Raw genomic sequence first — 16,714 nt, forward strand, 5'->3', positions numbered from 1 at the left:
GGCCCCGGTTGGGTTCGGTGGCGTCGATCTTCATCTCGTTCTCGGGCGTCACCATGTTGAACTCACGGTTCGCGATCGTGGTGTACGCCGAATCACCGAGCTTGCCGGCGGAGATCGCGGTGCCGAAATATCGCCCGCTCTGCGCCGCCGCGGCGCCGAGCGTGCTCTCCGCCGCACTGGCCGGACCCGGCAGCGTCAATGCCGTGATCGTGCCGAGAACGCCGAGAGCGCCGGCGAGCACGACCCGCAGGCCGCGGAGAGGTCGCCGGATTCGTGGCAGGTTTATGGCGTTTGCGCCCATGCCTGAGCCTCCATTGGACATTCGGGAAAGCGGAAAGGGAGAACGCGGAGAACACCCCGCAGCACCGACGCCGCATCCCACCACCGGGGACGCACATTCACACGTCGCGTTTTGACGGCTCCCGCCACACACCACCGAGCGGGCAGGAGAGGACCGTCTCGGGGACTCAGTGTGAGAACGCCCCCGAAATAAGTCAAGACGGGCGCCGAAAGTTTCGGCCGCCAATTGGAGTGCGGAGTGGCCGACGGCTCATTGCCCGCCTGCTCATACGCCGCTGAAGATTGCGACCTTCGCCGGAGGCCGGGGCGGAAGTGCTGAAAGTTTCATCGCCATTCGGTGTCCGATGGAGTACGAGGACGCCGATGAACACCAGATCGGCGCCCCTGGACCTCCGGGCGAACCGAGTCGCGCCGTACGCCCGGCCCTTGACGGCACCTCCCGGCCTCGCATTTGCTCCGGCCACACCACCCCCGAACGCTTGTTATCGCTAACAGCGTCGACCCAGCGGGGTCACCGATACGTGAAAGAGGTCGAGCATGCTCATGTGGAGACGATGGTGCGCCGGGGCGTTCCTGGCGATGGTCGCGGTGGCGATGGGCGCGGTGAGCGGGACGGGGGCCGCGAGCGCGGAGTCCAACGGCGGGGTGCGGGTCATGCCGCTGGGGGACTCCATCACCGAAGGCACGCAGGTGCCGGGCGGGTACCGCATCGGGCTGTGGCAGCGGCTGGCGGCCGGCCGGTACACGAACGACTTCGTCGGATCCCAGTTCAACGGGCCGGGCAACCTCGGTGACCACGACCACGAGGGACATCCCGGCTGGCGCATCGACCAGATCGACGCCAACATCGCGGGCTGGGCGCGGACCTACAACCCGCGTACGGTCCTGCTGCACATCGGCACCAACGACGTGCTGCAGAACTACAACGTGAGCGGCGCGCCCCAGCGGCTGTCCACGCTGGTCGACCACATCACCTCGGCCGTGCCGAGCGCGGACGTGTTCGTCGCGACCATCATCCCGCTGGCGAACTCCGGCCAGGAGAACGCCGCCCGCACGTTCAACGCGACCATCCCCGGCATCGTGCAGAGCAAGGTGAACGCCGGCAAGCACGTCCACCTGGTCGACATGCACGCCAAGCTGACCACCGCCGACCTGATCGACGGCATCCACCCCACGGCCACCGGCTACGACAAGATGGCCGCCGCCTGGTTCGCCGCGCTCCAGGCCGTCTCCGGGAGCATCGGCCAGCCGGGCGGCTCCGACCCCAGCCCGAGCCCGTCCCCCACGGAGGGCACGACCGCGATCCGCGGCGCCGGGTCCGCGCGGTGCCTGGACGTCACCGGCGCGTCGCAGGCCAGTGGTACGTTGGTGCAGATCTGGGACTGCAACGGGCAGGCCAACCAGCAGTGGACGCTGACCTCCGCGGGCGAGTTGCGGGTGTACGGCAGCAAGTGCCTGGACGTCTACCAGCAGAGCACCGCCGACGGCGCCCAGGTGCAGATCTGGGACTGTAACGGCCAGAGCAATCAGAAGTGGCGCTTCGCGAGCGACGGAAGCATCGTCGCGACCGGCGCGAACAAGTGTCTGGACGTGCCGAACCACTCCACCGCCAACGGCGTCAAACTGCAGATCTGGTCGTGTGGCGGCGCCGCCAACCAGCGCTGGACCCGCGTCTGATCATGATGAAACGTTCACGCAAGTACGGGTGTTCGCGGCGGACGGGACACCCGGCCGGCGACGTGCGGAATCCCGGCCCCACGAGGGCACGGGTGCGGACACGGCGCCGGGCGTACATCGAACCGATTCGCGGCCATCGTTGACATGTTTCGTGCGGGTTTCCACACTGAGTCCCCAAGGCGGCTTCCACCGGCCGGGTCGGTCGCGAGCGGCAGGAACCACCGACGCGCACGGGTCGGCCTGCTCACCGTGACCGGCTTCCCTTGCTGAGCGAAGTGCTCTCTCCCGGCCACCGCGGGAGGGAGGAATCCAATGGCGAATAGCAGGAATGGTGTGAAACGCATCGAGTCCCGGGTCGACGGCACCAGGCCGCGGACCCGGGCGCCGAAATGTTAACGCTCACAAAAGTTCGGTGACGATCGGAGTCGTGTGATGTCAAGACGCAGATCCCTTTTCGGAGCGGTCGCGGTCGCGGCACTCCTGGTCCTGGGCACCGGCCGTGCGGCGATGAGCAGCGACCTCGGCGCGCCCACGTCGTCCGCCGCCGCCGCCGCCCTCGCGCCGACCGCCGGATGCGGCAAGTCCCCGACGCTGCGGAGCGGCACGCAGTCGATCCAGACCAGCGGCAAGAACCGCACGTTCATCCTGCGGCTTCCCGACAACTACCAGAACACCACCCCCTACCGGCTGATCTTCGGATTCCACTGGCTGGGGGGCACCGCCACCGAGGTCGACTCGGGCGGGACCAGCGGTTACCCCTGGTCCTTCTACGGGCAGAGGCAGCTGTCGAACAACGGCGCGATCTTCGTCGCGCCCCAGGGTTTCAACAACGGCTGGGCCAACTCCAACGGTGAGGACGTCACCTTCGTCGACGACATGATCCGGCTCATCGAGGCGGATCTCTGTGTCGACACCTCGCGCCTGTTCGCCACCGGCTTCAGCTACGGCGGCGGCATGAGTTTCTCCCTCGCGTGCTCACGGGCGACCGTGTTCCGCGCGGTCGCGGTCTTCTCCGGCGCGCAGCTCAGCGGGTGCAGCGGCGGAACCCAGCCCATCGCGTACATGGGGCTGCACGGCATCGGGGACACCGTTCTGAACATCTCGCAGGGACGGACGCTGCGCGACAGGTTCGTCCGCAACAACGGCTGTACCGCCCAGAACCCGAGCGAACCGGCCTCGGGCAGCCGGACGCATGTCGTCACCGCCTACTCGGGGTGCCGGGCCGGGTACCCGGTGGTCTGGGCCGCGTTCGACAACGGTCACATGCCCGGTCCGGTGGACGGGACCTACGCGGAGAGCGGCGTCACGACCTGGACCAAGGCAGAGGTGTGGAAGTTCTTCTCCCAGTTCGCCGGCACCTCGCCGACCGACCCCACCCCGACGCCGACGCCGACCCCCACCCCGACGCCGGTCCCCGGCGGGTGCTCGGCCACGATGGAGACCGTGAACACCTGGTCCGGCGGATTCCAGTCGACCGTCACCGTCCGCGCCGGCTCCAGCGCCGTCAACGGCTGGACGGTCACGTGGACCTGGCCCGGCGGGCAGACCATCAGCAGCCTGTGGAACGGCGTCCGCTCCGGTTCCGGAGCCGGGGTCAGCGTCCGTAACGAGACCTACAACGGCTCGGTCGCGGCCGGCGCCAGCACCACGTTCGGCTTCACGGCCGGCGGCACGGCGGCCACACCCACCCTTTCCTGCGGCGTCTCATGACGCGATTGTTGACGTGAGACGTCATACGAGTTACGTTTCGCGAGCCGACATCGAGATCATCGTCCCTCGCGGACCGGGCGCGAAGCCGGTACGGGGCCCAGCCGCCCCACCCGATCGGCTACGGCAGGGCCTTCGCTGACCGGACTCCCCCCGCCCTCATCAGGAGGTCCCGTGTTTGAATCGTCGTACTTCGCGGTGCGGAGGCTGGTGACAGCCGGGGTCGCCGCGATGGGATTGGCCGCCGCCGTCGCCCTGGTGGCACCCGCCTCTCCCGCCTCGGCCGCCACCACCACCTTGTACGCCTCCCCGTCCGGCAGCGGCACGAGCTGCTCGGCGGACCAGCCGTGCTCGGTGACGGACGCGCAGACGGCGGTTCGGTCGCGGGTCGGCGGGATGTCCGGTGACATCGTCGTGGAGCTGGCCGACGGGGTGTACCGGTTGTCCTCGCCGCTCCGGCTGACCGCGGCGGACTCCGGCACCAACGGATACCAGGTGATCTGGCGGGCGGCCGCCTCGGCGCATCCCGTGATCAGCGGCGCCAGGGCGGTCACCGGCTGGACGCTCGCCGACTCCGGGAAGAACATCTGGCGGGCCGGCGTCGGTACCGGGATCGACACCCGGCAGCTCTACGTCAACGGCGCCATCGCCACGCGGGCGCGCACCAGCGTGAACCGGTCCGACTTCACCGCGAGCAGCACCGGGATGAGGTTCACCAACAGCGCCCTGAGCTACCTGAACAACCTCGCGGGCCAGAACCGGGTCGAGATGGAGAGCGTCGGCTCCTTCACCGACCGCTACGTGCCGGTGCAGTCCATCAGCGGGAACCTCATCACGATGCAGCAGCCCGCCTGGAACAACAACAACTTCGGGTACGACACCTTCGCCAGCCCGCACCGGGCGGGTCCGCTCTACCTGGAGAACGCCTACGAGTTCCTCGACTCGGCGGGCGAGTGGTACATCAACCCCGGGACCGGCGTCCTGTACTACATCCCGGCCTCCGGGCAGAACATGAGCAACGTGAGCGTGGAGCTGCCGGTACTGCAGTCCCTGGTGGACATCGGGGGCACCTACGACGCGCCCGCGCACCACATCACGTTCAGCGGAGTCACCTTCTCCGGCACGAGCTGGCTCGGGCCGAGCGGCAACCAGGGCTTCGCGGACCAGCAGACCGGCTCCTACATCGCCGGCAACTGGAGCTGGCCCGGGTTCGGCTCCTGCAACGAGGGCTGCCAGCAGTTCGAGGCCGCCCGGCCGAACTGGTTCCAGATGCCCGCCGCGGTCCAGGTCTCGGCCGCGAACACCATCACCTTCACCGACTCCCAGTTCGTCAACCTCGGCCAGACGGCCGTGGGGATCGGCAACGACGCCAACGGCCACGCCAGCGGTGTCGGCCTGGGCGCGAGCAACATCACGGTCACCCGGTCGGAGATCGCCCGCAGCTCGGCCGGCGGCATCGTGATCGGCGGCGTGCGCGCCGACGCGCACCACCCCAGCGACCAGCGGATGGTCAACCGGAACATCACCGTCAGCAACAACCGCATCCACGACCTCGGCGTGGACTACCGGGGCGTGGTCTCGGTCCTGCCCACCTACGTCACCACCGCCACGATCTCCCACAACGAGGTCTACAACATGCCCTACACCGGCATGTCGATCGGGTACGGCTGGGGCGCCAACGAGCCCGGCGGCAACACCTCGTACACCAACCGAGGCCTGTACAACTACCAGCCCCGCTACACCACGGCGACCACCGCGTCCGGCAACCAGCTCATCGGCAACTACGTGCACGACGTCATGCAGCAGATGACCGACGGCGGATGCATCTACACGCTGTCGTGGAACCCCAGCGCGGTGATCAGTGACAACTACTGCCTGCGCACCAACGGCTGGTTCGGGCTCTACTTCGACGAGGGCTCCAAGTACTACACCGCCCGGGGCAACGTCTTCAGCTCCATCGGCACCTGGGCCACCGCCAACTACTGGGGCGGTGAGAACATGGGCAACTTCACCGTGACCGGCAACTGGACGAGCAGCGGCAGCACCAACATCACCAACGGCGACCGAGGCAACGTGGTGAACAACAACGTGACGGTCACCAACGGCGCCTGGCCGTCCGGCGCCCAGGCCGTGATGGCGGCGGCCGGGCCGCAGAGCGGCGGCGGCGGTCAGCAGAACGTGCGGATCGTCGGGGCCGGCTCGGGCCGCTGCGTCGACATCACCGGTTCCAGCACCGCCAACGGCACCCAGGCGCAGATCTGGGACTGCGGGAGCGGTACCAACCAGCGGTTCACCGTCACCTCGGGCAGGCAGTTGCAGGTGTACGGCAACAAGTGCCTGGACGCGAACGCGCAGGGCACCACCAACGGCACCCAGGTGATCATCTGGGACTGCAACGGCCAGGCCAACCAGCAGTGGACCGTCAACTCCAACGGTTCCATCACCGGGGTGCAGTCCGGGCTGTGCCTGGACGTGCCCAGCAACGCCACCGCCAACGGCACCAAACTCAACCTGTGGGCCTGCAACGGCGGCGCCAACCAGCGCTGGAGCCTCAGCTGACCGATCCCCGCACCGCCGCCGTCAGGAGAGCGGGGAGTCGCGGTGACGCGCGGGCGCCGTGGTCCCGCGCAGGGAGATGGGCGGGGTGAGGAGGAGGTCGCGGTGCGGGGTGGCGGGATCGGCGATGCGCTCGATGAGCAGTTCGACGGCCCGCGCGCCGAGCTCGTCGGCGGGCACGTCGGCGACGGTGAGCGGAGGGTGCAGGTTCTCGGCCAGGTGCCGTGTGGCGACTCCGGTGATGGAGATGTCCCGCGGCACCGTCAGGCCCGCCTGCTCGATCCCGCGGTACAGGCCGGGTATGGCGGGCTCGTTGATGGTGACGATGGCGGTCAGCGAGGGGTGCTCCTTCAGGAGGTGCTGGGCGCAGGACACCCCGGACTGGGCGTCGTCGGCGCAGCAGATCTCCACGCCCCGCAGGCCGCGTTCGGCGATCGCGCGCGTGAAGCCGGCCTGCGACCTGTGGCTGGGGCCGTACCCGGTGGCCACCAGTTCGGGGGAGCGGTCGACCAGGGCGACGAGGCGGTGGCCCAGATCGGCCAGGTGGTGGACGCATCTGTAGATCACGATGTCGCTGTCGATGTCGACCCAGGTCATCTCCGCGGAATCGCGGGTGCGGCCGATGGTGACGAACGGCAGATCCGTCCGCTGGAGGCGGGTGACGCGGTCGTCCTCCATCCGGATCTCCATCAGGACGACACCGTCCACCCGCCTGCCACTGATCATCCGCTCGAACGAGCGGTCGTGCTCGCCGCCCGAGGGGGACAGCAGGACGTCCAGGTCGGCGCGGCTGGCGACGTCGACGACGCTGGCCACGAAGCCGAGCTGCACGTCGGTGAGGCGCTGGCTGGCCGGGGGGATCACCAGGGCGATGGTGCGGGTCCTGCCCTCCTTGAGCGCCTTGGCGGTCGCGTTCGGGTGGTAGCCGAGCTCGTGGATGACCGCCTGGATGCGCTGCCGGGTCCCCTCCGACACCGGGCGCTTGCCGCTCAGGGCGTAGGAGACGGTACTGCGGGACACGCCCGACCGTCTGGCGATCTCCCCAATGTTCACCCGGTGCTCCTCACGTGGCCGAACCGACACGCATCATCGTAGGTCGGATCGTCCGCGTGGCAGAGCCGCCCGACTCGTCGAGAACTCGGCTCGCCGGGTGGAGGACCGGGCTCGCCGGTCGCGGGCGGCGGCCGCTTTAACGGCCGCCGCCGCACGGGTCGCTCACCGAGGGTCAGCCGCGCAGGCTCCAGCGCTGGTTGGCGCCGCCGTTGCAGGCCCACAGGTTGAGTTTGGTGCCGTTGGCGGTGGCGTTGCTGGGCACGTCCAGGCACAGCCCGGACTGCACCCCGGTGATGGAACCGTTGGAGTTGACGGTCCACTGCTGGTTGGCCTGGCCGTTGCAGTCCCAGATGATCACCTGGGTGCCGTTGGTGGTGCCCTGCGCGTTCGCGTCCAGGCACTTGTTGCCGTACACCTGCAACTGCCTGCCCGAGGTGACGGTGAACCGCTGGTTGGTACCGCTGCCACAGTCCCAGATCTGGACCTGGGTGCCGTTGGCGGTGCCGCCGTTCGGCACGTCGACGCACCGGCCGGACTGGCCGCCCACGATCTGCTGTCCGCCTCCGCCGCCCGTCGATCCGTACCCGGCGGCGGTGATGCCGGCCTGGACGGCGTTCTCCGTCTCGGCCGTCGGATAGCCGGAGGTCAGCACGCCCTCGAAGAAGGTGCCGCGGCCGGAGACACTGTTGTCGCCGCCGATGCCGAGCAGGATGGCGCCCTCCTTCTTCATCGGGTTGTAGCCGTTGGGGCGCCGTCCGTCGAAGTAGTTCGTCAGGCCGCCCGACTGCGCGTCCCCGCCCCGGATCGCCCAGTGGTTCGGCTCGCCCTTGACCATGGCCGTGACGAAACGGTGGTTGATCGACGCGAGGTCGTTGTACCCCGCGTTCACCCCGGAGAACAGTCCCCACTCCAGGTCGGCCATGATCCAGGGACCGGCCCCGGACCCGTAGCCCCACTGTTTGTCGGCACCGAAGTAGACGGTCTCCATGATGGCGGGGGAGTCGGCCTGGCCGTCGGTCTGCGCGTTGCCGTAGTCGAAGCAGCACCACTGGTTGTAGTGCGTGCCGTCGACGACGGCGTAGATGCCCTCGGGCTGGTCGCCGGTCGCCACACCGTTGGTGTGGTTGTTGCGGTAGCCGGTGCCAGGTTCCACGCGGACCCCGTACGCCTTCTGGCCGCCGATGGTGATCGGGGCCGCGGTCGCGTTGGCGAGGTTGTCCGCACCGTTCGGACCGGGACCGGGCCAGTAGCCGCGCGGCGCCTGGGTGAGATGGTTGCCCCGGCCGGACTGGTCGTAGATGACGGTGATGAGGCAGGCCGTGCCGGAACAGAACGCGTCCTGCGTGGCGGCGTTGACGATCCCGCCGGCGCCCAGCACGCCGACGTCCCGGGTGGTGTTGTCCGAGGAGCGCCTGACCTGGTACAACGGGCCGTTGTAGGCGCCGTACAGCGCCCGGGTGGTGCTGTGCGCCGCCACGCACGGCGTGCCGCCCGCGGCGTAGATGTCACACGACAGTGATGCCGCGGCCTGGGCGGCACCGCCGCCGGCCACGCAGGCGGCGGTGGCGGCCACGGCGCTCGCGCCGACCGCGAGCGCCCTTCTCAGATTCCTCAGATTCGCGAGGGGCATGACTCCTCCTTCTGCCGGACCGTGTCCTTCGAGACCACGAGGTCACCGGTCACCGGTCAGCTCCTGGTCCACTTCTGGCTGGTCGTGCCGGTGCAGGACCAGAGCTGTACCTTGGTCCCGTTCCCGGTCCCGAAGTTGCTCGCCTCCACGCACAGGCCGGACTGCGCACCGGTGACGGTTCCGTCGCCGTTGAGGTTCCACTGCTGGTTGACCTGGCCGTTGCAGTCCCAGATGATCACCTGCGTGCCGTTGGCGGTGCCCTGCCCGCTGGCGTCCAGGCACTTGCCGCCGTACACCTGCAACTGCTTGGAGGAGGTCTGGGTCCACTGCTGGTTGGCACCGGAGCCGCAGTCCCAGAGCTGGAGCTGGGTGCCGTTGGTGGTGGTGGAGTTCGGGACGTCCAGGCACCGGCCGGCGTTCACGTTGCGCAGCACCGACGTCGATCCGTCGCCGGGGCCGGAGGACGGGGGCAGGAGCGTGATGGTGAAGGAGTCGTCGACGGCGGTGTGCGGCAGGTTGACCGTCGTGCCGTTGCCGGACAGGGTCACCACGGAGTTCTGCACGGTGACCGGGCCCCCTGGGACGGCACCGCCGCCACCTGAGGGGATGCGCTCGGTGAGGACTCTCACCTGGTTGTTCTGCACGATGCCGCTGGTGGTGTCCAGGCGTCGCAGGTTGACGGCGATGTTGCCGGTCGTGGTGCCGCCGCCGACCAGGATCTTGGCGTTCCCGCTCGCCTTGGTGGCGAAGGCGTCGTAGTTGGCGCTCGGGGTGACGGAGGCGATCTGGCCGGTCTGCGAGCCGTAGAAGCGGTAGGCCCACCACTCGCCCTTCGGCTGGTAGTTCCCGGCCGAGTCGTGGACGAGCAGGTTGCCGAGGTCGTTGTGCAGGTTGTTCCCGCCGGCCCAGTTGGCGCGCAGGCCGTCGGCGCCGGCCCGCTCCAGGCGGGCGATGTACCAGGATCCGTCGGCGGGGTTCTGCTCGTTGGACGCCCCGTACTCGTTGATCTGGTACGGGCGCGTGTGCGGGATGCCGCGCGAGTTCAGCGTGGTGTTCGCGGTCGCCACGTTCGACACCGGGTCACCGGGCAGGGAGTGCCAGCTGATGATGTCGGGCACCACGTTGCCGGCCTTGACGTAGTCGAGGTACTGGGTCCACCAGCCGCCCGTCGACGGCACGCCGGCCAGGCTCGGTCCCACGATCAGCTGCGCCGGGAAGGCGGCCCTGACGCGCTGGTAGGTGCGCCGCCACAGCTCGAGGTACTGGGACTGCGAGCGGTTCCAGAACGTCGTGATGTTGGGCTCGTTCCACAGGTCCCACTGCACGGGGGCGCCCGTCGCCCGCACGTCGCTGATCAGGCGGGTGAGGAAGTTGTCCCAGTCGGTCCAGTCGCCGTTGTCGCCGGGGAAACGCGAGATCGGGTAGCCGTCGGCGCCCCACAGGTCGTGGACGAGCAGGATGAACTCCCCGCCCAGCGACCGGGTGCGCAGCAACTGGGCGCGGGTGGCGTTCCACCGGCGGTCGTACTTCCCCGACACCCAGCCGCCCGGGCTGTCGAGCTGCGCCCCGCCGGCGCGCATGTACCGGAACTTCACGTCGGTGAAGAAGTGGTCGGGCGGGCCCGAGGCGTTCTCGGTCATCCCGTAGATCCAGCCGGAGGCACGGTAGGCCGGAGTGCCGCCCCCGGCGGAGAAGTCGACGGTGATGGACTGGTCCGCGGCCTGGGCCGGCGCGGCGGCCGTCACGAGGGAGGCGGCGGCCAGCGCGCAGACGGCGACGACGGCGGCGAGCCCGCGACGGCGTCCGCCGGCGGGTGACCCCTCGGCGACGGGGGAGCGGGGAGGGTGGACGGGAGGCGTGGGTGGCGGCGGTGCCGAGCGCCACAGGCGAGCTCGGCGGACGATGGCGCCGACGTTCATCTCGGACTCCTTCACTAGGGTGCCGTGCGCCCATGAGAGCGGCTCTGCTCTCGGGGGCGGGAGGCGTCTCATCCCAGGATGTCCTGCGTCGAATCGATTCGATCGCAGCGTAGGTCTCGGTGAGAAGTGCTGTCAATGGCGGGTCATGGACGTGCCGGGGCGGTGCCCGGCGCCCGTCCGCGCGCATGCCCGAAGGCCGGCCGATCGGTCCGTGACGAACCGGTCGGCCGGCGTTCGGGCCGGTGGGAGCGCTGTCGGTGACGTGGGGGAGTGGACCGGGGTCAGCGGTAGCCGGCGGCCACGATGTCGGCCTGCACCGCGTTCTCGGTGGCGTCGGACGGGTACCCCGAGACCATCGCCCCCTCGTAGAAGGTCCCCGCGCTGAGGTTGGCGCCGCCGTCGGGCTTGCAGCAGTCACCGCCGCTTCCCAGGATGATGGCCCCCTGCTTCTTCATGGGGTTGTATCCCGAGGGGAGCGAGCCATCGTAAAGGGTGTACAGGCTGCCCGACTGGGCGTTGCTCCCCTTCATCGCGAATCGCGACGTGCCGTTGTTCTTGAGCGTCGCGGTGACGAACTTGCTGGTGAACGCCCGCTGGTTGGAGTTCCAGGACTGGCTGCCGCCGGGGAACAGCCCCCACTCCAGGTCCGCCTGGACCCACGGACCGGTCCCCGAGCAGCCGCCGAACCAGCACTGCCTGCTGAAGTTGATCGCGTCCATCGCCCCCGCGGCGTCGGCCTTGCGCGTCGTCTCGCTGTTGCCGTAGTCGAAGCAGCAGCCGCTGTTGACGTGCGTGCCGCTGGTCACCATGTACATGCCCTCAGGCGCGCTGCCGGTGGGCACGCCCGTCAGGTGACCGTCCCTCCAGTAGCTGTTGCCGGGGTTGATGTACAGCGAGTACGCCTTGGTGCCGCCGGCCGTCAGCGACTCCGTCGTCGCGGTCGCGGGCCTGCTCTGGGGTGAGCCGGGGACCACGCTCGACCCCTGGTACCACAGGTCGTTCCCCCGCCCGGACTGGTCGTAGACGACGGTGACCACACAGGAGGCGCCGGAACAGAACGAGTCCTGGGCCGCGGCGTTGGCGTAGCCGCCCGAGGACAGCACGCCGATGTTCCTGGTCGTGTTGTCGGAGGAGCGTCTGACCTGGTACAGGTTGCCGTTGTAGGAGCCGAAGAGCGCCCGCACCATGCTGTGCGCGGCCACACACGGCGTCCCGCCCGAGGCGTAGATATCGCACGGGCGCGAACCCGGGGGCGGGGGCGTGGGCGTCGTGCTCGGGCCCGCGGTGGTGGTCCACCTCTGGTTGGCCTGCCCGTTGCAGGTCCACAGGATGACGGCGGTGCCGTTGGCGGTGCCGGCCTGGTTGACGTCCAGGCACAGGCCCGACTGGGTGCCGGTGACCGAGCCGTCGGAGTTCTGCCGCCACTTCTGGTTGGCCTGGCCGTTGCACGACCAGATGATCACCTGCGTGCCGGGCGCGGTCTGGTTGCCGTACGCGTCCACGCACCGCGTGCCGTTCATCGTCCGCAGCTCTCCTGAGGAGGTGAACTCGAACGCCTGCCCGGCCTGCCCGCCGCAGTCCCAGATGTCCAGCGCGGTGCCGGTCGTGTCGACATTGCCCTTCACGTCCAGACAGCGCCCGGACGCGGCGCTCACCAGCGGCGCCGCCGCGGCCGACGCCGGCAGGGTCCAGGTCAGCGTGGCCGCCAGCACCGTGGCCAGCACGGCGACCACGGACGCGGCGACGACCGCCGGTGGGCGCCGCCGGCGGGCGGCGGGGTCCGGCGGGGGAACGGATGAATGCTGCATCGTTTTACCTCTTCGGGGGGTGAACCGGCGTGACCTGCCCGCCGGGCCGGGGGCGGTGGCCCGCCCCCGGCGAAGACGACCTGTGCGTCAGGTTCGGGTCCAGCGTTGGTTGGCGCCGCCGTTGCAGGACCAGATGGCGAGTTTGGTGCCGTTGGCGGTGGCGTTGCCGGGCACGTCCAGGCACTTGTTCGCGCCGACGGCGGTGATGGTGCCGTCGGAGTTCAGCCGCCACTGCTGGTTGGCCTGCCCGTTGCAGTCCCAGATGATCACGCTGCTGCCGTCGGCGGTGGCCCCGTTGTTCACGTCCAGGCACTTGCCGCCATAGACGCGCAGCTCACCGCTCGTGGTCGGGGTCCATTGCTGGTTGGCCTGGCCGTTGCAGTCCCAGATCTGCGCCTGCGCGCCGTTGGCCTGCGAGGCGCCCGAGACGTCCAGGCACCGGCCCGACCCTGCACCCCTGATCGCACCCGACCCCGAGGGAGTGGACGTTGGGGTCACGGTGGGTGTGGGAGTCGCTGTCGGGCCGGGGCCGGCGGCGTTGAGGGCGTCGAGTACGGAGGTGTAGGCGGCCTTCTTGTTGAAGTTGCCGTCGAAGAGCAGGGGGGTGTCGCCGGACCGCCAGGAGTATTTGTCGGTGATGCCCCAGACGGTGATGCCGGCGCAGCGGGGGACGGCGGTGCAGGCCTGGGTGACGCGGCGGTAGGCGTCGGCCTGGGTGGAGCCCGAGCCGCCCACGTCGAGTTCGGTGATCTGCACGTCGACGCCCAGGGCGGCGAACTGGGCGATGTTGGCCTGGTAGTTGGAGGGCGGGTTGCCGAAGTGGGACTGCAGGCCGACGCAGTCGATGGGCACCCCGCGGGCCTTGAAGTCCTTGACCATGTTGTAGACGCCACGGGTCTTGTTGGCGTTGGCGTCGTCGATGTTGTAGTCGTTGTAGCAGAGCTTGGCGGCGGGATCGGCGGCGCGCGCGGCGCGGAAGGCCTCTTCGATGAAGCCGTTGCCGAGTTTCTGGGTCCAGACCGAGCTGCGCAGGGTGCCGACGGCGCCGCCGTCGTTGAAGGCCTCGTTGACCACGTCCCAGGCGTAGATCTTGCCCTTGTAGTGGCCCATGACGCCGTTGATGTGGTTGTTCATCGCGGTGCGCAGGTCACTGGCGGACAGGCCGGAGACCCAGCCGGGCAGCTGGCCGTGCCAGACCAGCGTGTGCCCGCGGATGCGCATGCCCTTGCTCTGGGCGTGGCTGACGATCTGGTCGGCGGCGCCGAATTGGAAGGAGCCGCGGGAGGGTTCGGTGGCGTCCCACTTCATCTCGTTCTCCGGGGTGACCGCGTTGTATTCGCGGTCCCAGGTCGCCACGTAGGTGGAGTCGTTCATGTGGCCGGCCGCGATCGCCGCACCGAAGTAACGGCCGCTCTGCGCCGCCGCCGCGCCCAGCGTGCTCGCCGCGGCCCCCGCGGTGGACGGCAGCGCCAGCGCCGCGGCCACACCGAGCACGCCCAACGCGCCGGCGACCAAGCCCCGGCGCAGGCCGCCGGGCATCCGCCCGGCGCCGGATGAGGGTATGGCGTTTTCGCCCATGCCCAAGCCTCCACAAGTGAGATCGATGACATTCGAGGGGAAGGGGACGCGCAGGGACGACCGGACCATCGGAGGCGCGGGGCCGTAGCCGCGCCCGGCGGTGCCACTGGCGTCACGGACAGGCGGCGCCTGCCCTCCACCACCGGACCGGACAGGAGAAAGCCGCCTTGTGACTCAGTGTGGAAACCTTCTCGTAACCTGTCAAGACCGTTAGCGAATCGATTCGACCCCGGGGTCGCGTGCCCGTACCCGCTCCTCGGCCGAAGGTGGCGGTTGAGCAGTCACGCGGCCGACGCGCGCCGGTTCCTGCCGGTCCGGCGACGCGATGAAAGTTGCATCGGCACCCGGTCCCGCTCACCGTCACCGTGTACCCGTGTTGTGTGGATCGCGTGAAAGGTTCACCGCCCGGCGTCGGTGTGCAGGGCACGCGCGCACAGGGTCAGCCCCTCCACCAGCGTCTTGCCGGTCGTGTCGTCGACGTCGGCGAGCATGGTCGCCTCGATGGCGTCGAGCGAGCGATCACAGCGCCTCAGCAGGGAGAGGCCCTCGCGGGTGAGGCGCGCGCACAGCACCCGGCCGCCGTCCGGGTGCGGGTCGCGACGGATCAGCTCACGCTGCTCCAGGTCGCGTATGACGAGGTTCATCGCCTGTGGCGTGACGAAGGCGATGCGGGCGAGCTCCGCCGAGGACAGCCCGTCGCGCATGCGCAGCTCGCTGAGCGCCATGTAGGCGGGTGTGGTGACGCCGTGCCGTGAGAGCGCCTCGTCCAGCCGGGCCCGGATGCGGCGTTCCAGCCGGAACACCAGGTAGCTGAGACGTGCCGCGGGTGGCTGGGAGGCCCGGGAGGGCCGGCGGACGGTCACCGCAAGACCATACCGTGCGGCCGCCGCGTGTAAGTTTCGCGACCGATATAAAGCGGCTTGATAACAAGTAGCTTGATAAGCAGCCCAAAGGCGCCGCCCCTCCGCCCGGCCCGCGCGCCGCCTCGGGCGGCACCTTGACCGCCGATCCCGGCCACGCCTACCTTGCGTCCGCCGAGCCCGGCCGCCCGCGGTCTCCGGCGTCGCGGCCCGGGGCCATCGAGCAGGAAGAGACCGCATACCCAGCTGAGGAGAGCGGATGAAACGGTTCACCGTCTTGCTGGCCGGCGCGAGCGCAGCACTGCTGTATCTCGCCGTCGCGCTGGTGTTCCCGCACTACGCCACCGCGGCCACCCTCACCGAGGTGACCGGCTTCGGCGCCAACCCCGGCAACCTGCGCATGTACGTGTACGTGCCGGGCAACGCGCAGCCGGCCCCCGCCATCGTGCTGGCCATGCACCCGTGCGGCGGCTCGGGGCCGGGTTTCCACTCCTCCAGCGAGTTCGCGTCGCTGGCCGACCGGTACGGCTTCATCGTGATCTACCCGTCGGCGTCGAAGAAGGGCAACTGCTTCGACAACTGGTCCGAGGCGTCCAAGGTGCGCGGCGGCCAGACCGACCCGGTGTCGCTCATGTCCATGGTGACCTACGCCGAGCAGGCCTACCACGGCGATCCGAACCGGGTGTTCGCCACCGGCAGTTCCTCAGGCGCCATGATGACCAACGCCATGCTCGCCCTGTACCCGGAGGTGTTCAAGGCGGGCGCGGCGTTCATGGGCGTGCCGTTCACCTGCTTCCCCAACGAGGCCGCCTACCAGCCGGGCGGCAACCCCGCTCCGTGCGTCAACAAGACGGCGCGGCAGTGGGGCGACCTGGCGCGTAGCGCGAACCCCTCCTACCGGGGGCCCTGGCCGCGGATGCAGCTGTGGCACGGCACCAGCGACACGGTCGTCTCCTACGCCGAGCTGGAGGAGGAGATCAAGCAGTGGACCGACGTGAACGGCCTGGGCCAGACGCCGACCGGCACCACCACCCCGCGCACCGGCTGGACCCTCCGCCGTTACGCCGACACGTCCGGCTCGGTGAAGGTCGAGGCCTACAGTATCCAGGGAGCCGGCCACAGCCTGCCGATGAGCGGCATGGCCGCCGTCGCCCTGGACTTCTTCGGCCTCACCGGCGCCTCCCCGTCGCCCACCCCCACTCCCACCCCCACCGTCTCGCCGTCTCCCACTCCGACCGTCTCGCCTTCTCCGTGCGGGGTCGTCTACACCGCTAACAGCTGGAACAACGGCTTCACCGCCGAGATCACGATCACCAACCGCGGCACGACCCCCGTCAACGGCTGGACCGTGACGTGGACCTGGCCGGGGAACCAGAAGGTGGCCAACGCCTGGAACGCCACCGTGACCCAGTCGGGCACGCAGGTGACGGCGCGCGACGCCGGTTACAACGCCACCATCGCCCCCGGAGCCGGCACCGGCTTCGGTTTCCAGGCGTCCTACAGCGGCACCAACACCGCGCCCGGCCAGTTCACCCTGAACGGCGCCGTCTGCGCCCTGGCCTGAAACCGGATCGCCCGCCGTCCGAACGGCTGTGGCACCTCCGCCGGGAGCGGTCGTCCGCTCCC

At 69.6% G+C, this 16,714-nt stretch carries 11 protein-coding genes; 4 read left to right on the forward strand and 7 right to left on the reverse strand.

What is annotated here, in order from left to right:
• Positions 1–301: endo-1,4-beta-xylanase (locus NYZ98_RS36615; RefSeq protein ID WP_262849077.1), on the reverse strand; the 301-nt coding region annotated here is incomplete at its 3' end.
• 536 nt (positions 302–837) lie between these two features.
• Between NYZ98_RS36615 and NYZ98_RS36620 the strand changes: the two genes are divergently transcribed.
• The 3 genes from NYZ98_RS36620 to NYZ98_RS36630 all read left to right on the forward strand — a co-directional run bounded on the left by NYZ98_RS36620 (position 838) and on the right by NYZ98_RS36630 (position 6,243).
• Entirely contained in the window at positions 838–1,977 is a 1,140-nt protein-coding gene (locus tag NYZ98_RS36620; RefSeq protein WP_262849079.1) for a lectin, read from the forward strand.
• 432 nt (positions 1,978–2,409) lie between these two features.
• Positions 2,410–3,687: a cellulose binding domain-containing protein gene (locus NYZ98_RS36625; RefSeq protein ID WP_262849081.1), complete on the forward strand. Its 1,278-nt coding sequence runs from the start codon at positions 2,410–2,412 to the stop codon at positions 3,685–3,687.
• Between the two features lie 171 nt (positions 3,688–3,858).
• Positions 3,859–6,243, forward strand: coding sequence for an RICIN domain-containing protein (locus tag NYZ98_RS36630; RefSeq protein ID WP_262849083.1), 2,385 nt, complete (start codon positions 3,859–3,861; stop codon positions 6,241–6,243).
• Between the two features lie 21 nt (positions 6,244–6,264).
• On the opposite strand, the gene NYZ98_RS36635 is transcribed toward NYZ98_RS36630, so the two are convergent.
• The 6 genes from NYZ98_RS36635 to NYZ98_RS36660 all read right to left on the reverse strand — a co-directional run bounded on the left by NYZ98_RS36635 (position 6,265) and on the right by NYZ98_RS36660 (position 15,091).
• Complete coding sequence (locus tag NYZ98_RS36635) at positions 6,265–7,293, reverse strand: LacI family DNA-binding transcriptional regulator (RefSeq protein WP_262849085.1); 1,029 nt, start codon at positions 7,291–7,293, stop codon at positions 6,265–6,267.
• A 172-nt stretch (positions 7,294–7,465) separates the two neighbouring features.
• Positions 7,466–8,923 carry an arabinofuranosidase catalytic domain-containing protein gene (locus NYZ98_RS36640; RefSeq protein ID WP_262849087.1) on the reverse strand — a complete coding sequence of 486 codons (1,458 nt, stop codon included), beginning with the start codon at positions 8,921–8,923 and terminating at the stop codon, positions 7,466–7,468.
• A 56-nt stretch (positions 8,924–8,979) separates the two neighbouring features.
• Complete coding sequence (locus tag NYZ98_RS36645) at positions 8,980–10,842, reverse strand: ricin-type beta-trefoil lectin domain protein (protein ID WP_262849089.1); 1,863 nt, start codon at positions 10,840–10,842, stop codon at positions 8,980–8,982.
• A gap of 281 nt (positions 10,843–11,123) precedes the next feature.
• Positions 11,124–12,650 carry an arabinofuranosidase catalytic domain-containing protein gene (locus tag NYZ98_RS36650; protein ID WP_262849091.1) on the reverse strand — a complete coding sequence of 509 codons (1,527 nt, stop codon included), beginning with the start codon at positions 12,648–12,650 and terminating at the stop codon, positions 11,124–11,126.
• An 87-nt stretch (positions 12,651–12,737) separates the two neighbouring features.
• Positions 12,738–14,228 carry a lectin gene (locus tag NYZ98_RS36655; RefSeq protein ID WP_262849094.1) on the reverse strand — a complete coding sequence of 497 codons (1,491 nt, stop codon included), beginning with the start codon at positions 14,226–14,228 and terminating at the stop codon, positions 12,738–12,740.
• A gap of 398 nt (positions 14,229–14,626) precedes the next feature.
• Positions 14,627–15,091 (reverse strand): MarR family winged helix-turn-helix transcriptional regulator, encoded by a 465-nt coding sequence (locus NYZ98_RS36660; RefSeq protein WP_262849096.1) that lies wholly within the window; start codon positions 15,089–15,091, stop codon positions 14,627–14,629.
• A 256-nt stretch (positions 15,092–15,347) separates the two neighbouring features.
• Here NYZ98_RS36660 and NYZ98_RS36665 point away from each other — a divergent pair, with 256 nt between their 5' ends.
• Positions 15,348–16,652 (forward strand): extracellular catalytic domain type 1 short-chain-length polyhydroxyalkanoate depolymerase, encoded by a 1,305-nt coding sequence (locus NYZ98_RS36665; RefSeq protein ID WP_262849098.1) that lies wholly within the window; start codon positions 15,348–15,350, stop codon positions 16,650–16,652.
• The last annotated feature ends 62 nt before the right edge of the window (positions 16,653–16,714 follow it).

Origin of the sequence: Sphaerisporangium corydalis (assembly GCF_025506355.1) — a bacterium.
Lineage (GTDB): Bacteria > Actinomycetota > Actinomycetes > Streptosporangiales > Streptosporangiaceae > Sphaerisporangium > Sphaerisporangium corydalis.

Coding starts and splice junctions, on each gene's coding strand:
- NYZ98_RS36620 (WP_262849079.1), top strand. CDS start 838: ATGCTCATGTGGAGACGATGGTGCGCCGGGGCGTTCCTGGCGATGGTC.
- NYZ98_RS36625 (WP_262849081.1), top strand. CDS start 2,410: ATGTCAAGACGCAGATCCCTTTTCGGAGCGGTCGCGGTCGCGGCACTC.
- NYZ98_RS36640 (WP_262849087.1), bottom strand. CDS start 8,923: ATGCCCCTCGCGAATCTGAGGAATCTGAGAAGGGCGCTCGCGGTCGGC.
- NYZ98_RS36645 (WP_262849089.1), bottom strand. CDS start 10,842: ATGAACGTCGGCGCCATCGTCCGCCGAGCTCGCCTGTGGCGCTCGGCA.
- NYZ98_RS36650 (WP_262849091.1), bottom strand. CDS start 12,650: ATGCAGCATTCATCCGTTCCCCCGCCGGACCCCGCCGCCCGCCGGCGG.
- NYZ98_RS36655 (WP_262849094.1), bottom strand. CDS start 14,228: ATGGGCGAAAACGCCATACCCTCATCCGGCGCCGGGCGGATGCCCGGC.
- NYZ98_RS36665 (WP_262849098.1), top strand. CDS start 15,348: ATGAAACGGTTCACCGTCTTGCTGGCCGGCGCGAGCGCAGCACTGCTG.